The 15,691-nt window shown below is 43.1% G+C and carries 13 protein-coding genes; 9 read left to right on the forward strand and 4 right to left on the reverse strand.

Annotated elements, in window-relative coordinates; genetic code table 11:
- Positions 1-85: 85 nt before the first annotated feature.
- Genes IEW93_RS05670 through IEW93_RS05680 form a run of 3 tightly spaced genes read left to right on the forward strand, consistent with a single transcriptional unit; the run spans position 86 to position 1,559 of the window.
- Positions 86-688, forward strand: coding sequence for a CIA30 family protein (locus tag IEW93_RS05670; RefSeq protein WP_188737820.1), 603 nt, complete (start codon positions 86-88; stop codon positions 686-688).
- A gap of 32 nt (positions 689-720) precedes the next feature.
- The gene (locus tag IEW93_RS05675) at positions 721-1,308 is read left to right on the forward strand and encodes an HAD family hydrolase (protein ID WP_188737822.1); all 588 of its coding nucleotides are present in this window, start codon (positions 721-723) and stop codon (positions 1,306-1,308) included.
- A gap of 35 nt (positions 1,309-1,343) precedes the next feature.
- Positions 1,344-1,559: a TIGR02450 family Trp-rich protein gene (locus IEW93_RS05680; protein ID WP_188737824.1), complete on the forward strand. Its 216-nt coding sequence runs from the start codon at positions 1,344-1,346 to the stop codon at positions 1,557-1,559.
- 73 nt (positions 1,560-1,632) lie between these two features.
- Here IEW93_RS05680 and IEW93_RS05685 read toward each other — a convergent pair whose 3' ends face one another.
- Positions 1,633-2,514 carry a tetratricopeptide repeat protein gene (locus IEW93_RS05685; RefSeq protein WP_188737827.1) on the reverse strand — a complete coding sequence of 294 codons (882 nt, stop codon included), beginning with the start codon at positions 2,512-2,514 and terminating at the stop codon, positions 1,633-1,635.
- A gap of 409 nt (positions 2,515-2,923) precedes the next feature.
- Here IEW93_RS05685 and IEW93_RS05690 point away from each other — a divergent pair, with 409 nt between their 5' ends.
- From IEW93_RS05690 to IEW93_RS05700, 3 genes are all read left to right on the forward strand, one after another.
- The gene (locus IEW93_RS05690) at positions 2,924-5,206 is read left to right on the forward strand and encodes a nitric-oxide reductase large subunit (RefSeq protein WP_188737828.1); all 2,283 of its coding nucleotides are present in this window, start codon (positions 2,924-2,926) and stop codon (positions 5,204-5,206) included.
- A gap of 142 nt (positions 5,207-5,348) precedes the next feature.
- Entirely contained in the window at positions 5,349-6,899 is a 1,551-nt protein-coding gene (gene norR / locus IEW93_RS05695; RefSeq protein ID WP_188737830.1) for a nitric oxide reductase transcriptional regulator NorR, read from the forward strand.
- 134 nt (positions 6,900-7,033) lie between these two features.
- A complete protein-coding gene (locus IEW93_RS05700; RefSeq protein WP_373284881.1) occupies positions 7,034-7,951 on the forward strand; it encodes a L,D-transpeptidase family protein in 918 nt (305 codons plus the stop codon).
- A gap of 102 nt (positions 7,952-8,053) precedes the next feature.
- Here the strand turns inward: IEW93_RS05700 and IEW93_RS05705 are convergent, their stop codons facing one another.
- On the reverse strand, positions 8,054-8,830 hold the full coding sequence (locus IEW93_RS05705; RefSeq protein WP_188737834.1) for a bactofilin family protein: 777 nt from the start codon (positions 8,828-8,830) through the stop codon (positions 8,054-8,056).
- 137 nt (positions 8,831-8,967) lie between these two features.
- Here IEW93_RS05705 and zapE point away from each other — a divergent pair, with 137 nt between their 5' ends.
- Positions 8,968-10,197, forward strand: coding sequence for a cell division protein ZapE (zapE, locus tag IEW93_RS05710; protein WP_188737836.1), 1,230 nt, complete (start codon positions 8,968-8,970; stop codon positions 10,195-10,197).
- A gap of 5 nt (positions 10,198-10,202) precedes the next feature.
- Here the strand turns inward: zapE and IEW93_RS05715 are convergent, their stop codons facing one another.
- Entirely contained in the window at positions 10,203-10,502 is a 300-nt protein-coding gene (locus IEW93_RS05715) for a DUF3081 domain-containing protein (RefSeq protein WP_188737838.1), read from the reverse strand.
- 152 nt (positions 10,503-10,654) lie between these two features.
- On the opposite strand from IEW93_RS05715, the gene IEW93_RS05720 reads away from it, so the two are divergent.
- Positions 10,655-11,608, forward strand: coding sequence for a sodium-dependent bicarbonate transport family permease (locus tag IEW93_RS05720; protein ID WP_188737840.1), 954 nt, complete (start codon positions 10,655-10,657; stop codon positions 11,606-11,608).
- A gap of 99 nt (positions 11,609-11,707) precedes the next feature.
- Here the strand turns inward: IEW93_RS05720 and glnE are convergent, their stop codons facing one another.
- Entirely contained in the window at positions 11,708-14,557 is a 2,850-nt protein-coding gene (gene glnE, locus IEW93_RS05725) for a bifunctional [glutamate--ammonia ligase]-adenylyl-L-tyrosine phosphorylase/[glutamate--ammonia-ligase] adenylyltransferase (RefSeq protein WP_188737842.1), read from the reverse strand.
- Between the two features lie 165 nt (positions 14,558-14,722).
- Between glnE and IEW93_RS05730 the strand changes: the two genes are divergently transcribed.
- On the forward strand, positions 14,723-15,691 hold the full coding sequence (locus IEW93_RS05730) for a hypothetical protein (protein WP_188737844.1): 969 nt from the start codon (positions 14,723-14,725) through the stop codon (positions 15,689-15,691).

Here is a 15,691-nt window from a genome sequence, read left to right on the forward strand (position 1 = left end):
CTTTGGCTTATCCCTCACCCTGATAAGCCATTTTTTTACGGCGAAATTCACCGAACCCAAACGAAACAATACTGCAGAGGGATCAATGATGTTAGCCTTTAACACTGATAAACTGTGTAAACACACCTTGACCAATAGCGCTATTGTCGCGGTAATCTTGATGAATTCGGCTAATGCGACGAGTGAGGACACTATGTTATTTCATTTTGCAGACAAGAATCACTTTGAACATTGGCAGATCAATAATGACACTGTGATGGGCGGTGTATCACAAAGCCAAATCAAACAGAATCAACAGCAAGAACTGTTGTTTACCGGTAATGTGTCGTTAGACAATAACGGTGGATTCGCATCGACAGAGTTTCGGTTTAAGCATCAAATATCTGCTGCATCAGCACTCACTATTGCAGTTAAAGGTGACGGTAAGGTTTATCAACTGCGTTTAAAAACACCTAAGCTGTCTTATGGTGAAGCCTACGTTGCCAACTTTACTACCCAAGCGGGTATGCTTACCAAGCATACTTTTACAGTAGAGGATTTTACGGTTAGCTTTAGAGGACGAACGGTAAGCAATCCACCAGCATTAAGCTTGATGGATGTTGATCGTGTTGGTTTTCTTGTAGCACAAAAGCAGCAAGGCCCTTTTGCAATTGAGTTACACTCTATTGCATTCGATGCTCAACGCTAATCTTTTAATATGTAAGATAAAAAGGCCAAAAATTGCAATCACCTTATAAAATTAAAGGCATTATTTTCGACTTAGACGGCACGCTAGTTGAGTCGAGTTTAGACTTTAATTTAATACGCCAACAAATCGGCTGCCCAGAAGGTATAGACCTACTTAAATACGTTGATGAATTGAGCTGTCAAACCAGTCAGGCTCGTGCCAACGACATTATTATTGAACATGAATACCAAGACGCGATAACAGCCAAACCGATTAAAGGCATGGCCGAGTTAATTTGCGCGATTGAAGCTGCAAAACTGCCCACAGCCATTGTCACCCGCAACAGTCTTGTGGCCAGCACAATGAAAGTAAAACAAAATGCTATCGCCATTGACCACGTATTAACCAGAGAAGACTACCCGGCAAAACCTGCACCAGATGCACTATTAGCAATTGCAAACCAATGGCAAATTGCCCCTGAGCACATTATGTATGTCGGTGATTATTTATATGACATTCAAGCCGCCAATAATGCCGGCATGATTGCCTGTTTAATTACACACGGTGTTGAAAGCCGCTATCAAGACCTTGCCGACATTGTGATTGATGAGCTCAACCAATTACTGCCATTTATCCAGTAATCTGGTGCTAACGTCGTAGCCAAATAGAGAACCGCATGAATCGAATTCACCCTAAGAAATTACTTCACAGCAAATGGACTAAAGTTGAGGTGGTTAATAAGCTTAAGCACTTTAGCGTTACCAAAGTGGAATATGATGAGCAACAAAATGTGATTGAATGCATTATTCGCGCAGAAATGAATAACGCTGAATTTGCTATCGAATGGCGCGATTTAAAAGATCCACAGCAATGGAAAATAGGCTGGCAATAAAAAGTGACTCGCCATGAGTCACTTTTTTAAGCCCAAAGCCTACATAGTTAATATTGGCTTATTTAACATTCTTTTATCTAATATTGAATACTGAACCTTCAATTCTAAATTGAAGAGTCTCTAAGCCCCAGTCAGATAGCATAACATCACCTATGCGCAAGCTATCGCCTTCACTGCTACAACCCCACATTTTAGCGCATGTTTGCCCAGGGATATTTGAGCCAGTGCCTTTTGATGTGTCTGGGATCATATGATTCAATTGAGCGATGTGAGAGCCAAACATGTTCTCAAACGTATCCATCGTCACATCTAGCGTTTCCATTTCACCTTCTGGGAACACTACCGCCGCAGTTTGTTCAGCTGCCCCTCCCTGCTTAGGTGATAACGTCACTACATCTTTTGCAATTAATGCATACAATTGCGTTAGAGGCAGATCTTTCGTTTTTTCATGCAGATAAAGTTGTTGACCAAAATCTCTAGCAGCATAATTTTTTTCTTCGTAAGCTCGTGCAAGATATTGGTCTGCCTTGCCCATATCCTCTTCGACAATACCACCACCTAAATACATCTTACCCAATAAGTATGATGATTGAGCATGGCCCAATTTTGAGGCATATTCTAAAAATTCGATACCTTCGTCGACATCTTTAAGGTGAGTGTCTTGCAAATACAAGACTCCAGCTTTGTATTTAGCATCCAATACAAATTTACCTGCACGACGATACCATTTTAATGCCATGTCTAAATCTTTATCAGTACCATATCCGGCATAATAAAACTCACCTAACATTGCCATTGCCGATGAATGACCACGTTTAGTCAAAATGCGGTAGGCTTTAAAGTATTCAACACATTCCGCTGTTTGACATTCAGGCAACTGGCTGGCCTCACCTTTGTATGGCACAAAAATAAGCAGACTCGCGATTAAGCTAAAAATAATTGTTTTATAGTGCATTTTGCTAATTCCTTTTAGTTAACGATTTTCTACTATCAGCGCCAAAGCTTACGTTGTCCATAGTATAAAAGGGTTAAAAAACAACCTACGAATACCCAAATGCAACAATACATTAACACTACGCCAGTGTTTATCTAGGTTTGCTTAGATTGGTTCAACGTTTAAAAATTTCAAATTAGCTAGCCTTAAAAGTCGCTTCAAAAATACATCACAAGCCAACAATTACAGTCTTTTTGACACGAAACAGTCATAATGACACACAAAAAGAATGTCTTAATGACACACCAACAACAAGCCGACACAAAAAATTAATATTTAAAATCAGCACGTTAAATAAAAATAAAAAGTTGGCACGTCTTGTGTAATGTCAGGTTATCTGTATCAAAATGACTTTGTGCTAAGAGGACTTATGAGCAAAAACAAACTCACCGGCATTGCACTGCTAATCGTGCTAGTCGCTTCTTTTACTGTGTTACTCAGTTTAGGAAGTGGCATCTATCGAGAAAAACCACCCATTCCAACAGCCTTTACTGACACTAATGGCCAACCTATTTTTACTCAACACGATATTGAACAAGGCCAGTTAGTATGGCGCTCAATGGGCGGACATCAACTAGGCTCAATTTGGGGTCATGGCTCATACGTGGCACCCGACTGGACTGCAGACTGGTTACATCGTGAAGCACAAGCCTGGCTGTCTATTACGGCAAAAGAACGTTTTAACCGCGATTTTGCTGATCTTGATACTGAGCAACAAGCGGGGTTAGAAAAAGCCCTTAGAAATGATATTCGTCATAATACGGTGATAAAAGGGGCTGAAGACAAGACCTATGTTGCACTGTCAAATACGCGTATTGCCGCCATTAACCAGGTGATGCAACATTATTTGTCATTATTTGGTGACGACCCAGAATTAAGCTCACTGCGTGAACAATACGCCATGAAAGAAGGCACGATAACCGATGCCGAACATCGTGAGTTATTAAATGCTTTCCTATTCTGGGGCGCATGGGCCGCGGTAACTGAGCGCCCAGGTTATGATTACACCTACACCAACAACTGGCCGTACGACCCACAAATTGGCAATTTACCCACCTCAGACAATATCGTGTGGTCAATATTAAGTGTTATCACCCTGATTTTAGGTGTAGGGATGCTGATTTGGCATCACGCCAGCTGTAAAGAAGAGTCGTTACCTGAACCCGCGAAAGAAGATCCGTTATTTCACACTAAACCAACTGCATCGCAAAAAGCAGTAGGCAAATACTTTATTACCGCTATTGGTCTGTTTTTACTTCAAATATTATTGGGAGGCGTGACCGCGCATTACGCAGTAGAAGGCCAGGAGTTTTACGGCATCGCCATCTCTGAAATCTTACCTTATTCGGTTACGCGTACCTGGCACACCCAGCTAGCCGTATTTTGGATTGCCACTGCATGGTTAGGGACAGGGCTTTATATTGCACCAGCATTATCTGGTTATGAGCCGAAGTATCAACGCCTTGGCGTTAATGTGTTGTGGGTGGCTTTAGTTATTGTCGTTCTAGGCTCTATGGCGGGTGAATGGTTAGGCGTCCAGCAGTATTTTGATCTCGACATGAACTTCTTATTTGGACATCAAGGCTACGAATACATTGATTTAGGCCGTGTGTGGCAAATCCTATTACTGGGTGGTTTATTAATTTGGCTTGCATTAGTTACGGCTTCAATGCGTCCGGCACTTAAAGTCAGTAACGACATGCAACCGGTTATTTGGGTGCTGTATGCCTCATGTGTTGCTATTGGTTTGTTTTATGGTGCAGGCCTATTTATGGGCAAACACTCAAACCTTGCAATTGCAGAGTATTGGCGCTGGTGGGTTGTGCATTTGTGGGTAGAAGGCTTCTTTGAAACCTTTGCCACCTCGGTTATTGCATTAATGCTAGTTCGCTTAGGCTTAATCCGTGCACGCAGTGCCAACGGTGCAGTATTGTTTTCTACGGTTATCTTTTTAACCGGTGGCTTAATCGGTACCCTGCACCACTTGTACTTTACTGGCACTCAAACCTCTGTGATTGCATGGGGCGCGATATTCTCGGCCCTTGAAGTGGTGCCTTTAGCCCTCATTGGCTTTGAAGCAATGGAGACCTATCGCTTACGTAAAGCCAGCCCTTGGATGGAGCGTTATCACTGGGCCATTATGTTTTTTGTTGCCACCTCATTTTGGAATTTAGTAGGTGCTGGGGTATTAGGGTTCCTAATCAACCCACCAATCTCGCTGTACTTTATTCAAGGCTTAAACACGACGGCTACCCATGCTCACGCTGCATTTATGGGAGTATACGGCATGCTCGGCATGGGGCTGATGCTATTCTGCTTACGTGGATTAACTGGCAACATGCAATGGAACCATAAATACCTTAAAGGGGCATTTTGGACGTTAAACCTTGGCCTTGCTGCGATGGTCTTTATGTCGCTATTGCCTGTAGGTATTGTACAGTTCTTTGCCGCTATCGATCACGGTTACTGGTATGCGCGCTCACCTGCGGTTATTCACAGTGAGTTAGTTGAAAACCTCGTATGGATGAGAATGTTCGGCGACATTATCTTTAGTGTTGGTGGATTATTGATGGCAGCGTTTTTATTTGATTTGATCAAAAAAGCCATTAGTAGCAAGAGCGCTAAAGCGAAGCAAACCGTCGCATTGGCATAACACTATAACCGAGTAATTAACTCACAAAAGGGCCCTTTTATGAACATAGCGGCCCTTTTGTGATCATGATAACTACGCAACCCTTGTTGTTATTTTTACACTTGTCATAATGACAAGTATGTAGTTCATCTCGGAGTTTGCCATGGCATTGAGTCAGACAGATTTAACTCGTATCGCGCTTGATATCACTGCAAATTTATCAACTCACGATCGATTTTCACGTTTATTAACCACGCTCAGAGACACTCTCGAATGTGATGCCGCTGCGTTATTGTCGTTTCAGGGCCATCAATTTACCCCATTAGCCATTGATGGTTTAAGCGCAGACGTACTGGGTAGACGTTTTATTATCAATGAACACCCAAGGCTTGAGGCCATTGCGCGGGCCGGTGATGTGGTGCGCTTTCCTGCCGACAGCCAATTACCCGACCCTTATGATGGATTAATCCCTAATGTGGATGGTGATTTAAAAGTACACGCCTGTGTGGGGTTACCACTCTTTGCTAACGATCAACTGATTGGAGCATTAACTATTGATGCCCTTGACCCCAATAAATTTGATCATTTTACCAATCATGAATTGCGCAGCATAAGCGCCATAACCGCCGCCTCACTTAATAATGCTTTACTGATTGATAAACTTGAAAAACAAGCCAATAACTTTGCTCTTATCAACAATAAAACCAAGGGGCAACTCGATACTGCCACTGAGATTATCGGCCAGGACGATGCATTTTTAGCATTACTCAATGAAGTCAATGTTGTCGCTGCAACTGAACTAAACGTATTGATTTTAGGCGAAACGGGTACAGGCAAAGAACTCATCGCCAAAACCGTACACCAACACTCACCCCGCGCAGATAAACCATTGGTGTATTTAAACTGCGCCGCATTGGCAGAGTCAGTTGCCGAAAGCGAATTATTTGGCCATGTAAAAGGGGCTTTTACCGGGGCGATTAGCCATCGCAGTGGTAAATTTGAAGTGGCTGATAAAGGCACATTATTCCTAGATGAAATAGGTGAATTGCCGCTTAATTTACAAGCGAAATTACTGCGAGTATTGCAGTACGGTGACTTGCAAAAAGTAGGCGATGACCGCAGCTTAAAAGTCGATGTACGCATCATTGCTGCCACCAACAAAGATCTAAAAAGCGAAATACTCGCAGGTCGCTTTAGGGCCGACTTATATCATCGTTTAAGTGTGTTTCCCGTTGTGGTACCAGCGCTTCGAGAGCGACCTAAAGACATTCATTTGTTGGCCGGCTTTTTTATTGAGCGCTATCGCCAACAATTACAGCTAAATCATTTAGGATTATGTAGTGACGCCTTAGCATTACTCAATCAGTACGATTGGCCAGGAAACATTCGTGAGCTTGAACATGCCATTCATCGCGCGGCAGTACTCGCAAAATCAGCGGGCATACGAGATGGTATGTGCACCATACAAGCGCATCATTTTGAATTTGCTCCCCAGGGCGAAAATCACTTACCGCCAACACCCCAAAACACGATTAAACAATCAGCTTCGTCTAAAGCTCAAATGAACTTACGTGATGCAACCGAACAATTTCAAGGCCAATATATCCAACAAATTTTACGCCTTCACAATGGAAATTGGGCCGCAACAGCACGAAGCTTACAACTTGATTCGGGTAACCTGCATCGCCTAGCGAAGCGCCTGGGATTAAAATGACTCAAGTGCAAAAAAATCAGTTGAAATATTAGGCGTAATAAGTGAGGATGCGCGCTATTCAATAGTCAAGCTTTGTAAGATATTGTAGTCTGACTTAAATAACGTCTATTTTTAGGAATGATACCCCCCTTATGATAAATTCGTTACGCACAGCATTCGCCGCCGCGTCTGCAATAATATTAAGCTTTTCAAGCGCTGCTGTTGAATACCGTTTACCGGCCGATGGCAGTAGTTTAGTGGGTGAAAACCAATATTATGTGGTGCCTGAAGAAGGTAAACTAACATTAGAGCAAATTGCTGCAGAATTTCAATTAGGCTTAACAAACCTTATCGAAGCCAATCCTGGTGTTGATCCATTTTTACCAAAACCAGGAAGTACGTTAATTATTCCTCACCAATTAATTTTGCCAGACACCAAGCGTGAAGGCATTGTGATTAACTCTGCCGAAATGCGCCTATATTATTATCCAAAGGGTAAAAATATCGTTGAAGTGTTACCTATTGGTATTGGCCAAATTGGCCGTGACACGCCAGAAAACTGGGTAACCACAGTTCAGCGTAAGCGTGAAAGACCCACCTGGACACCAACTGCCAACACTCGTCGCATTTATGCTGCAAATGGTATTACCCTGCCCGCAGTATGGCCTGCTGGTCCAGACAATCCAATGGGCTTATATGCATTATATGTAGGTAACTTATTTGCTATCCACGGCACAAATGCCACCTTTGGTATTGGTTTACGTGTGAGCTCTGGCTGTATCCGTTTACGCGATGATGATATTAAGCATTTGTTTGAAACTGTGCCGGTTGGTACTCGCGTTGAGTTTTTAAATAAACCGATTAAAGCCACAGCAGAGCCAGATGGTAGCCGTTATATTGAAGTGCACGAGCCTTTGTCAAAAACGCAAGAAGAGTTTGATTCAAAAGAGCCTGTGTCATTAACCCTAGACCAAAAAATGACACGTTTCCTTGCTCACCCAGAAACGGATTCAATGACATTAAAACGTTCATTAGAAACACGTAGCGGTATGCCTACGCGCATTAACCCTTAGTTGCCTTCACGCTAAATTTGGCATCAAAAAAGGCTTGAATAACGCTGCAACACAAACGTTATTCAAGCCTTTTTATTTTGTTCTACTTTGTTGATAAAGACCTTAAGGTTTATTCGGCGATGTTGCTTCTCTTACTTCGGCATCTATCGTTTGCGTTTCGCCTAACACCTCGCTGGTTTGTTCTAATGCATGCAAATCTTCCATCGCAGTATTGACATCAGTTTGCCCGGCATTGATAAGCTCTTCATGTTGCTCAACAAAAGCATTTTGCTGCTCAACGTCTTGTAATAATAACGTGGCATCATTTTCGGCATCATCACTCGAGGTTGTCGGGTATAGGCTCTCTTGGGTCGCCAGCGTTTCAGTTGATATATTTTGCGGCATAAATACTGAGCTTATTTGTGGTAAAAATATCACCCCAGCCACAATAACTGCACCGGCAAAAGCAGCGTATGCCCATTTAGGTGATGAGGATTTACTGTTCGAACCCACTATAGATGGCATATTCTCAGAGGCATCGATACCTGCTGCCGGCTCAGGAAGAATACCGGCTTCAGGCCCTTTGGTACGCATCCCAATAAATTGGCCGCCATCGTAAATTTCCATGTGGTGACTCGACACTTCACCATCGACTAGGCCTGAGCTGACAATCACTAATTTGTTACAATGTAACTTACCCTTAAACACGCCAGAGACGCGAATTTCTTGGCAAAAAACCTCACCTTCTACTTCGCCGCCAAAATCGATACTAATGTGATGGCTTGAGTTAATCTGGCCTTTGGTTTTACCTGCAATAATGGCAGGGCCGCTAATCGACATATCGCCCTCTAAAGACATGTCGGCACCTATATAGGTTATCCCCTTCTTTTTATTATTCATTTGGCATCCTTTTAGGGTTAATAAATTGTTACAGGCAGCCGCAAAGCTTAAAGTAAAAAGCCTTCATAATAAAGCATACTATTTATGCTATATTACCTAGATCAACTATTTGCCTGTCGTGTTATGCCTGTATCATTATGCCCTCATCTTCTCCTAAAACATTGTTAACCCCGCACCCAAATGCTTTGGAGCACAATACATTCGTTTTGTCGCCATATCAGGCATACCAAAAAGCATTAAACGAAGGCCTTAAAGCTGACCCAGCCCAGCAACAAGCATTACTGGCATTAGAAACGCTATATCAGCAACATATAACCACAGCCTCACCAGTAGCTGGGGTATACATGTGGGGAGATGTAGGCCGAGGCAAAACGTTGTTAATGGACATGTTTTACCAATGCGTTAATCAATATCATTGCAATCATAAAGCGCCGATATTACGCCTGCATTTTCATCGGTTTATGGCCATGATCCACCAGCAACTTAATCAAACATCTGGGATTCGCGATCCCCTCTCCCATATTGCCAAACAGATTGCCTCTCAATATCAAATCATTTGTTTTGACGAATTTTTTGTATCCGACATTGGTGATGCCATTTTACTGGCTCGACTATTTGAAACGTTGTTCCACTCAGGCGTAACTCTGGTGGCTACATCCAACATACCGATTGTCGATTTATACAAAAACGGTTTGCAGCGAGATAGATTTTTAGCCACGATTGATTTATTGCAGCGCTTTACCCAAGAAATCCACCTCAATGGCGATAAAGATCATCGGATGGCCCCGCAACGTTCACGCTCACAGAGCAACCCGCAATTGACAGAATTGTCTTTACCCTCTCAGGATAATGCTAAAGATATATTTAATTTTATAAGTCAACATCTTGCACAACAACACACCCAGCAGGAGAGCAATAAAACGCTGACCATTTGCGGGCGAGACATCGTCATACAGGCACAATGCGGTCAATTGGCTTGGTTTGAATTTAGTGCACTTTGCCAAGGCCCAAGATCGGCATTAGATTACATAGAAATCGCCAGCCAGTTTCGGTACATCTTATTAAGTAATGTACCCAGGCTTGGCGGACAAGTACGCAGCTGGATAAGAGCCAGAGGCACAGAAGATGGCGCACTGGCAACGGCAACAGGAGAGCGACAATTAGCTTACGCCAGTGAGGACGATCCTGCTCGCCGTTTTATTAGCTTGGTTGACGAACTGTATGACCAAAAGGTTATGTTGATCATTCACAGCCAATGTTCATTAGATGAGTTATATCAAGATGGTGCACTGTCATTTGAATTTAGACGCACCTATAGCCGCCTAACAGAAATGAAGCATTGGATGCTAACAGCTACCATCAAATAGCAGCACTAAGTTAGCTGATAATTTTCAACATCACTAAACCGACGTAAAAAGTTGTCTAGCGCCTCATTAGACGGATACTCAAACTGATATTTATTGTGAAAAAACACGGTCAAACTCACTTGTGTATCAGACAACACAATGGTGTAACCATCATGGTCAGTTTGTGCTGTTATGCCACATAAATAATAGTCGTTTCCAAAGACACTTTTTTGGGTATCATCACTTTTAGCGGTGCGTTTTTCACCGTATTGAGTCACTTTATTAAACACTTTTAGTGCACGGTGAATATCAATTTCATTTTTCATTATGTACATCCTATGAAGATCAATAAGTAAACAATACGCCTGCAATATTAAAACTGTCCAATATTGTCATAAATAAAGAGTTAAAACATTTCCTTTTAACGCTTCAGCAAGGCAAAATCGGCCAACCTTATAAGCTGCGGAATAACCAAACGATGCCTGATATTGTGATTGCTTTTTTTGCCCTTGGCCTGATTGCTGGGCTGATTAAATCAGATTTAAAAGTGCCCAAAGCCACCTACGAAACCTTGTCTATTTTATTAATGCTGACTCTTGGCCTTAAAGGCGGTATGGCATTACACGGTGAAACAGCCAATTTAGCAATATCAGAATTGCTTGCCGTAATTGCGTTAGGCTTTATTACTCCACTGAGCTTGTACCCACTTTTACGAAAACTCATCAAATTACCGCAAAAAGAAGCCATTAGTATTGCCGCGCATTATGGCTCTGTAAGTGCGGGGACCTTTGCAGTTGTCATGGCTATGGTAGATAAGTCTCAATGGCCTCTTCGGCCTGAAACCACATTATATTTAGTATTATTGGAGCTGCCCGCCATTATCATCATGTTATGGCTACACCGATACTTGCAAGCCAAAACGGCAGGCAACGAAGTACACTCCTCTGCTGGCAGTATTTTACACGAGGCTCTAACCAGTCGCGGTGTCGTATTATTGTGTGGTGGTGTAGTCATAGGTTGGATATATGGCACCACAGGCATGGCACCATTAACGCCAATGTTACTCGCTGGCTTTAAAACATTATTAGCGTTATTTTTACTAGAAATGGGTATTAGTACAGCCAAAGTATGTTTTCCAATTCCTTACAAGCAATGGCGGTTACTGATTTTTGCTGCGTTGATACCATTTGTATTAGCATGGGTGGGGATTGGCTTAGGTATTGCTCTAGATTTACCTTCAGGCAGTATTTTAGTGTTAGCAGGGTTAAGCGCCAGTGCTTCGTATATTGCCGCACCTGCTGCAATAAAAGCCGCAATACCCGATGCAAATATTGGGCTGGCAATGCTGGCATCTCTTGGCATTACCTTCCCAATTAACGTACTCATTGGTTTGCCTATTTATCAAATGTGGATTGAGCAACTCTTGATGTAACAGCCTCAACCATTAAGGCCTACTGAGTATAAGCAGTAGGCCTATTTATAGCGCTGAGTGCTAAACTAACATGAGCGTTTATCGCAGTTTGGCATCCTGTTATGGCTGTAAAATCTCATTATATATTTCAATCACAGCGTTAGTTTTTTGCTCAACTATAGAGTAAGGCAATTTACCGGGTAGTTGTTGTAACGTCAGTTCATGGTTTTCATCACGCAGCCAGCAATAGGTTTGTGTTAGATGTTGCGCATGCATGACAGGAATTAACTCTAAGTCAGCTAACACTTCAAAAATTCGCACGTTATCAGACCATATGGTCAACTCGTGATGCTCATGAGCATGCGCCAAAACCAGATACTGAGCAATAAACTCAATGTCAGCAATGCCGCCGGCGCTTTGTTTAAGATCAAACTGCCCTGGTTCGACTTGCAGTAAATGATCGCGCATTTTAGTACGCATATCGCGTACCGTTTTTGCAAGCTCGATTTGGTCGCGCGCTTGTTGCAAAATTTGCCCGCGCACTTCGCTAAAGCGCCCAGCCAATGTATTGTCGCCAAACACAAAACGAGCTCGCACTAGCGCCTGATGCTCCCAAGTCCATGCTTCGGTTAATTGATACTGACCAAATTGTTCGATTTCGCTTACCAATAAGCCTGAGGCGCCTGATGGGCGCAAACGCATGTCTACCTCATATAATTCCCCTGAGGTGGTGCGAGTAGCAAATAAATGCACAATACGTTGAGCCAGTTTTAAATAAAAATGACTGTTATCTATTGAGCGCTCACCATTGGTGCTCCCTGTACCACTGTGACCATGCAAAAAGACCAAATCTAAGTCAGAACCATAACCCAACTCAATACCGCCAAGCTTACCGTAACCAATAACCGCAAAGCCCATGTTAGTTGGGCTTGTGCCTTCTGGCACGCCATGCCTAGCGGCAACTTGATGCCATGCCTGCAGTACCACTTGCTCAATAATCGCCTCAGCTAAAAAGGTTAAATGATCGCTCACTTGCATCACAGGCAACACGCCTGTGACATCTGCCGCGGCAATTTTTAGCTGTTGCGACAACTTAAATTGTCGCAATGCTTCCATTTGCTGCTCCATGTCATCTTCAGGCACGCGCAGTAAATATTGACGAAGCTCGCTTGGGTAATCATCAATAGAGGTAATGTCATATAACTGCGATGGGTCAATGAGTTCATCAAGCAACATTGGAAAATTAGCTAATTCGCGTGCAATCCACGGGCTGGCACAACATAAACTTACCAGCTGTTGCCTTGCGCCTGGGTTTTCACATAGCAATTCTAAATAGGTTGTGCGGGTTAAAATTTTATCCAACACATTAGATACAGGCTTAAATGCTAAGCTAGGCGTTGACTGATTAAATAACTCTTCCAGCAACTTGGGCATGAGTTTATCTAAGGTTTCACGACCACGAGGGCCGATAGAGCGTTTAGCCACAGTTTGACGCCAATCGCTTAACATAGGCCATAGCGCTTCATCTTCTATTTGTTGCTCTTGCAGAAGCGTTGCAGCGTCTTCATCTTGCTGAATATTCCAAAACAAAGATGACCAATGATCATTGTAATCTTGGTTATCGCTGCCACCGACTGTGGCATTAAAGTGGCCGTGAATAGTGGCCATTGCATCATCAATTTGCTCGCGCAGCTGTGTTTCGTCATCTAGCTCAAGCGGCACGCACAGTCGTTGCCAATCAAGATCATTATTGGGCAATGTTTGCGTTTGTTTGTCATTAATTGCTTGAAGTAGGTTTTCCACTCGGCGCAGTAGAATATAACTGTGCTTTAACTGATCAACGGCTAAATATTCTAATTGCCCCAAGCTGTATAGGGTATCAATAGCGCCGAATAAACTCTGTTGGCGCAGCGCTGGCTCGCGGCCGCCGCGAATGAGCTGAAAGCTTTGCACCACGAATTCAACTTCGCGGATCCCACCTGCGCCCAGTTTAATGTTGTCTGTTAATTGTCTGCGCCTAACTTCCTGGGCGATTAATTGCTTCATTTTACGTAATGACTCAATGGCCGAAAAGTCGATATAGCGTCGATAAACGAATGGACGTAACAAGTCATGCAATTCGTCGCAATAAGCATTCCATGGCCCCAACACGCGGGCTTTAACCATGGCGTAACGTTCCCAGTCGCGACCTTGTTCTTGATAGTAGTCCTCCAGGCCACTAAAACTAACCACTAATGGGCCACTTTCACCGTAGGGACGCAGGCGCATATCAACGCGAAACACAAACCCATCCACGGTCACTTGATCCAAAATATTAACCAAGCGCTGACCCATTTTGATAAAAAACTGTTGATTGTCCTGGGTGCGACGACCGCCCACGGTTTCGCCATGCTCAGGAAAAGTAAAAATCAAATCGATGTCGGATGAAAAATTCAATTCACGCCCACCAAGTTTGCCCATACCTAAAATAAGTAAAGGCTGCGGCGTTCCGTCAGGGCTAGTTGGCGTACCAAATTGCTTGCACATGTCTTGATACACCCAGTCTCGGCCGGCAATAACAAGAGCTTCTGCCAAAGATGACAAATCAAGTAATGACTCTTCTATTGGGGTGTAATTTAAAAAATCGCGCCAGGCTAAACGTACCATGTGCAGATTACGATAACGGCGTAACACCGATTTAGCCTGTTCTTCTTGGGTGATGTCTTGCAATAATACGTGCAGTTCACTATCAAACTCATTGCGTTCCACATTATTCAACAAGCCATCAAAGAGTTGGAGGATCCATTGAGGATGACGACATAATTGCTCTGCAATATAATCACTTAACGCAAATACCGACATTAACTCTTGCTGTTGATCTTTGGACAATGCGGTTGTCGCTTCAGGCCAAACTTCGCAAAGTCTTAACCAGTAACGATCTGCGGTTTCTAATAACGCTGCAGATAACATCTTGTTACTTTGGTTTTGCATGGCAAAAATATCCCTAAAGAAAATGAAATGTTGGACATATTATGTCGTGAATGCTATATCTAATAATTAGTCTATTGATGCAGATTAATATCATTGACATCAAGATTACTATAACCTGTGTCATATTGAATTAGCACATGAAAAAATCTACATTTTGGAGAAAACATGGTAGGTCACCTCCCCCGTGTACTCATATTGATAACCGTAATGATGATTGCGCTCACCTTAAGTGGTTGTGGCGATGACAGGCCTGAGCAAATTGCTAAATATCAGCAATTGACGCAACAACGCCTTGAATTGCTATCAACCTCACTTAACGATAATCAATTGCGTAATGCCAATTTGCTTAAGCAATACACCAGTATTTTAGCTAAAAGCCAACCTGATTTACGCCCACTGCTTGATGAATTAGCCAAAGATGCAGGCACTGAAGGGCCAATGTTTCAATCGTTGACTCGTCGATATAAGGATTTGAGCAATAGCGCTAATTTTGTTGATTTAGACCAACAACTGGCCGAAGCACAAAACATCTATCAAGCCGCCGACACCAGCTTATACAACGACATGTTATCGGACCCGGTAAACGTGGTGGCCGACATGTCTAAAGGTCAATTAGCCCGTGTGAACGCCATTAGCCGTGAAACTGAGGCATTGGCAAACGGCACGGATGGCACAGAACCGGGTAGTCAATTAGTGGGTAACCCAGCTTATGGTAGCTGGCAAACTGGCTCAAATGGCATGTCTTTTTGGGCTTGGTATGGCATGTACGCCATGTTTTCTAATTTTACGCGCCCCATTTATTACGATAACTGGTCAAGCCGTCGTGGGTACAGCTACTACAACGATGTAGGACGTTATCGCTATACCTCGCCAAAACAGGCCACTTCACAAGCCAAAACTTTCGAACAAACTAAAAAGCGTTTTGACAGCCAGGGTAAACGATTTGATAGCCCATATGCTAAAACTCGTACCGGCTCTACTACTTTGTCGCGCCAAAGCACCAGTGCGCCAAAACCGAGTAGCACGACTCGCACGGCAAGTTCTAGCAGTAAGTTTCGTTCAAATTATTCTAAAGACAGCAGTTTCCGCAACTCAAGCAGCCGCACTAGTCGCGGTGTTAGCCGTGGTAAATAG

The organism is Shewanella inventionis (assembly GCF_014641855.1).
Classification (GTDB): Bacteria; Pseudomonadota; Gammaproteobacteria; order Enterobacterales; family Shewanellaceae; genus Shewanella; species Shewanella inventionis.

Bases quoted from the DNA above. Each gene is read 5' to 3' on its own strand.
- IEW93_RS05670 (WP_188737820.1), top strand. From the start codon at position 86: ATGATGTTAGCCTTTAACACTGATAAACTGTGTAAACACACCTTGACC.
- IEW93_RS05680 (WP_188737824.1), top strand. From the start codon at position 1,344: ATGAATCGAATTCACCCTAAGAAATTACTTCACAGCAAATGGACTAAA.
- IEW93_RS05685 (WP_188737827.1), bottom strand. From the start codon at position 2,514: ATGCACTATAAAACAATTATTTTTAGCTTAATCGCGAGTCTGCTTATT.
- IEW93_RS05690 (WP_188737828.1), top strand. From the start codon at position 2,924: ATGAGCAAAAACAAACTCACCGGCATTGCACTGCTAATCGTGCTAGTC.
- norR (WP_188737830.1), top strand. From the start codon at position 5,349: ATGGCATTGAGTCAGACAGATTTAACTCGTATCGCGCTTGATATCACT.
- IEW93_RS05705 (WP_188737834.1), bottom strand. From the start codon at position 8,830: ATGAATAATAAAAAGAAGGGGATAACCTATATAGGTGCCGACATGTCT.
- zapE (WP_188737836.1), top strand. From the start codon at position 8,968: ATGCCCTCATCTTCTCCTAAAACATTGTTAACCCCGCACCCAAATGCT.
- IEW93_RS05715 (WP_188737838.1), bottom strand. From the start codon at position 10,502: ATGAAAAATGAAATTGATATTCACCGTGCACTAAAAGTGTTTAATAAA.
- IEW93_RS05720 (WP_188737840.1), top strand. From the start codon at position 10,655: ATGCCTGATATTGTGATTGCTTTTTTTGCCCTTGGCCTGATTGCTGGG.
- glnE (WP_188737842.1), bottom strand. From the start codon at position 14,557: ATGCAAAACCAAAGTAACAAGATGTTATCTGCAGCGTTATTAGAAACC.
- IEW93_RS05730 (WP_188737844.1), top strand. From the start codon at position 14,723: ATGGTAGGTCACCTCCCCCGTGTACTCATATTGATAACCGTAATGATG.